We start from the raw sequence: 4591 nt of genomic DNA, 5'->3' as shown, positions 1-4591 counted from the left end.
CCTGGCCGGCGCCGTCACCGCGGCGGCGCTGCGTCGCGCGCGCGACGCGGCGGCGCATGGCGCGGACCGGCGCGCGACGTCGCTCTATGTCGCCCGGCTGGAAAGCGAGGCCTTCGAACAGGAGCGCCGCCACCAGCGCGAGCTGGCCGCGCAGCAGGCTGCCGTGCTGGCGACCGTGGAGAGCATGTCGCAGGGCTTCGTGACCTTCGGCCGCCATGCGCGGCTGACACTCGCGAATTCGCGCTGCGCGGAGATCGTTGGCCTGCCGCTCGAATCGCTGCGCCCGGGCGTCACACTGCCCGAGCTGATCGCGGCCGCGCGCGGCGCGCAGCGCCTCGGCGCCGCGCATGCGCTGGAGCGGCTGGTGCCGCTCGTCATCCGCCGCGAGCCGGCGGCCTTCCTGCACGAGTTGGGCCGCACGCGGCGCGTCATGGTGGTGCACCGCCCGCTGCAGGACGGCGGCTGGCTTGCTACCTTCGAGGATGCGACGGCGCAGGAGGCCATGGAGCGCAGGCTGGCACGGCTGGCGCACACCGATGCGCTGACCGGCCTGCGGAACCTCGCCTGGCTGCGCGAGCATCTCGCCGGGCTGCTCGCGGCGGCGGAGACGAGCGGCGCCGCAGCCGCGCTGCTGCACGTCAACCTCGACCGCTTCCGCAGCGTCAATGAAGCGCTGGGCCAGGCGGTGGGCGACGCCTTGCTTCGCGGCGCAGCGCGTCGGATCGAGGATACCGTGCGCCGCGGCCGAGGCGGCGACGTCGTCCGGCTCGGCGCCGACGAGTTCGCCGTCGTGCTGCGCGCGACGACGTCGGGCGTCGCCGGCGATCCCGGCCTCGACGCCGCAGGCCTGGCGGAGCGCATCGTCGCCGCGCTGGGCAAGCCATTCGAGGTCGAGGGCTACCGCGTGGTCACAGGTGCTTCTATCGGCATCGCCATGTTCCCCGCGCAGGGTCGCAGCGCGGACGAGCTGCTGACGCGTGCCGCGCTTGCCATGCGCCGCGCCAAGGGCGGCAGCCGCGGCGGCCACGCCTTCTACGCCCCCGAGATGACCGCACAGGCCGGCGCGCGGCGGCTGCTGGAGCTCGAGCTGCGCCTCGCGCTGACGGAAGGCTCGGGTCGCGCCTTCGAGCTGCGATGCGAGCCGGTGCTCGACGTCGTGTCGCGCCGCGTCGTGGGCGTGGAGGCGCAGCTTCGCTGGCAGCACTCCGTCCACGGGCTGGTGCCGCACGATATCCTGGCCGCGCTCGCCGCCGATCTCGGGCTCGCGGCGCCGCTCGGCCGCATGCTGCCGCGCCGCGCCGTCGCGGCGCTCGCCGCATGGCCCGACACGCTGCGCGTCGGGATCGGCTTCTCCGTCGCGCAGCTGCTCGAACCCGGTCTCGTCGAGCGGTTGGACTCGATGCTGGCGGAGGTCGGCATCGCGCCGCAGCGGCTCGAGATCCTGGTCGCCGAGCCCGAGCTGCGCCAGGCGCCGCATCTCGTCCTCGACACGCTGCACCGGCTGCGCGGGCTCGGGCTGCGCGTGACGCTCGACGAGTTCGGCGCCTCCGACGCCTCACCCTGGTCGCTGCGCGCCTTCCCCTTCGACCGCGTGCGGCTGACCCGCGCCCTCGTGCGTGAGCTGGGCGGCCGCAACCACGGGTTCGGCATTATGCGTGCGCTGATGGCGCTCGCGCGCCAGCACGGGATTCCGGCCACCGCGCAGGGCGTCGAGACGGAGGAGCAGTTGGCGCTGCTCGCCGCCGAGCGCTGTGCGCAGGCGCAGGGGCCGCTCTTCGCGGCCGCGGTGCCGGCAGAGAGCGTGCCGGCGCTGCTGCAGTGCCTCGGCGCCGCGGCGCCGGTGGCGAACGACCTTCGCCTTGTGGATTGCCCGGTGGAGACGCCGTCCGAGGCGCGCGCGTCGTAGCGGTGGATGGCGGAACGGTCACAAGCGATTGAAACGACCGCCATACGGCCTGCGCGCAGGGGCGTGATGGTGCGCCGAAAAGATGCGACGGAGCGTGAGCGACGTATCGCCGGTTGTAGTGACGGGCGGCGCGGCGGACGCTCCTCAACCGGCCCTGTGCCGTCGTCAATCTGCGGCTGATAGCATTCTTGCGCAATGTCTCCGTTTGGAGATTCGAAGGTGCATTCCGCAAGCGCGTGGTGTGCTGGATTCGAATAAGCCTCGGTGGTCTGATGCAACGCCGCCGATGACGGCGGCAACGGAGTCATTGACCCGGAAGCTACGCCGCCCCCCCCCGCGGCGCCCTGCCTCTGGCGGGCTTCTCCTGTGGTGGCGACGAGAGCGTGGGCGTGCGGAGGATCCGATGGGATCACGCGGCGGCCGACTGAAACCATCCGACTGAGTTGAGGCCGCGCCGGCATCGGGCGCGATCCCGATGCCTGGCCGAGCGTCCTCGGCAACCACCCTGCAGACGGCGGCCCACAGTCGCCCTCAGCAGGGGCAACCCGATGACGGATGAGAATTCGACCCCGAAGGCCGCGCCGCCCGGACCTGGACCGACGGCACGGCGAGCAACGGCACCACCCAGAACGGGATCACGGTCACGATCACCGGGCACGAGGCCAGCATCTCGGGCCTTGCCGCCAACATGCAGGTGTTCGTCACCGCGGACGGCGTCGAGACCTTCAACCGGTTGCAGGTCAGCGCGAACAGCGGCTCGACCCCCTTCGACATCGGCCGCGTCGACCTGACCGAGGCGATCGGCGACACGAAGAACCTGGGCGACAGCGTCTTCATCCATGACGACGGCCCGGCGATCCTGCTGACGCCGACGGCGGCGATGATCGCGGTGGACGAGTCGCTCGGCACGACCGGCTCGACCAAGGACGAGCCGGGCAATGCGGCGAACAACGACGAGACCACCGCCGGGGCGCCGGCCGGGGCGATCGGCTACGCGGTGACGGCGGCGGCGACGCTGTTCTCCGAGGCCGCCGATGCCGGCACCGACGGCCAGGCCAGCAAGGTCTACGCGCTGGTGCTGAACAGCGGCGCGACCGGGCTGATCGACACGGCGAGCGGCCAAGCGGTGGTGCTCTCGCAGACCGCCGGCGGCGTGGTCGAGGGCCGCACCGCGACCAGCAACCTCCTGGTGTTCACCATCGCGGTCGACAGTTCGAGCGGGGCGGTGACCACCACGCAGTACCGCGCGCTCAACCACGGCGCCGACGGCAACAACCACGACGGCTCGAAGAGCATGGCGTCCGGGCTGGTCGAGCTGCAGGCGACCCTGACCGACGGCGACACCGACACCGCCTCGCACAAGATCGAACTCGGCAGCCGGATCGGCTTCGAGGACGACGGGCCGGCGATCAGCGTCGAGAACGCCAGCGGGACCTTCGCCGCGGGCGCCCAGGGCGCCTGGGATCACGACCCGGGCAGCGACACCTTCGCGTCCCTGAGCCTCACTCTGAACAGCTACAAGATCGGCGACGGAAGCCTAGTCACAGCCAGCACGTCGCTCGGCACGGCGACCACGAAGGACGCGAACGGCAACTACGTCTTCCCCGGGTCCATCACGGCCGACTTCACACCCAATGACGGGCTGACCAACCCGCAGACTGCGAACTTCACCCTGACCTTCGATCCGGACGATCCGGAGAGCTACACTTTCGCTCTCTCGAACACGCCCACCACGGTGATTCTGCGGTACTGCTCGCAGGGCCAGCTCCGGGCCGGCGGCCCCGACCCGATGCGGACGCTGCTTTTCGGCGGCAGCGAGGTGGGAGCCGACGACGTGGTGTTCTTCGGGGTGGTCGCGAACGCGCCGAAGTCGAGTGTCGCGCCCGGGACTCCCCCGAACGACTACCCGAACGACCTCCTCGATCTGATCGTATCCGGCGCCACTGACCTGACCGAGGACCAGATCCAGGCCTTCCTGTTCCCGACGAACCAGATCTCTTCGCTCATCAACAGCAACACGCAGATGAACGTCTCGACGGCCGGGATCGGCATCAACAACAACAACCTCGATGGCGTTGGTGCCGGTATCCAGGCGGGCGACGAGAGCTTCGTGTTCAACCCGGAGGAGGTCGCGGACCGAGTGCGAGTCTTCATCGACAACTCGGTCGGCGGCTACACGCCGGCGTCGGGCGAGGAACTCTACTACACCGTGTTCTTCACTAACGGGACCGTCTTGGCGGACCAGCTGGTGACGGCGACCATGCTCCAGGACGCCTTGCGCAGTGATCCCACCGTTCCAAAGGCTGCGGTGGGCGGGAAGTACTTCGACATCGATGCCGGCGACCTGCGGATCGACGCGATCCAGCTCACCATGGGCAACGGCACCGTGAAGATCCCGGTGATCCAGTGGGCGATCGAGGAGACGTTCAGCCCCGCCCCGCTCCAGGTCAATCTGACCGCCGAGCTCTACGATGGCGACGGCGACTGGGCCACGGCCACCTTCTCGGTGAATCTGGCCAGCGACACGGTTCTCTGACAGGCGTCGCGAGCCCGCTCCTCGGAGCGGGCTCGCCCCGGCCCGGGGCGACCGGGACACCGGCGCCGCTCGCGATCAGGATCCAGTCGAGGCTCCGGCGGCGGCAGGTTTCCCGGGGGGGGCGCCGGCTCGGGCGGCATGGGGCTCGT

The 4591-nt window shown here is 70.8% G+C and carries 2 protein-coding genes; both read left to right on the top strand.

The genetic code is table 11. From position 1 onward, the window contains the following. The coding region (locus tag L2I40_RS19305) for a putative bifunctional diguanylate cyclase/phosphodiesterase (RefSeq protein ID WP_237216812.1) at window positions 1-1906 on the top strand (1906 nt) is incomplete at its 5' end. A gap of 688 nt (window positions 1907-2594) precedes the next feature. Beyond that, window positions 2595-4442: a DUF5801 repeats-in-toxin domain-containing protein gene (locus L2I40_RS19300; protein ID WP_237216811.1), complete on the top strand. Its 1848-nt coding sequence runs from the start codon at window positions 2595-2597 to the stop codon at window positions 4440-4442. Window positions 4443-4591 lie beyond the last annotated feature (149 nt).

It is taken from the genome of Falsiroseomonas oryziterrae (genome assembly GCF_021864505.1).
Lineage (GTDB): Bacteria > Pseudomonadota > Alphaproteobacteria > Acetobacterales > Acetobacteraceae > Falsiroseomonas > Falsiroseomonas oryziterrae.
The sequence above is the reverse complement of the archived record's forward strand: the minus strand, read 5'-3'. Positions and strand labels throughout refer to the sequence as shown.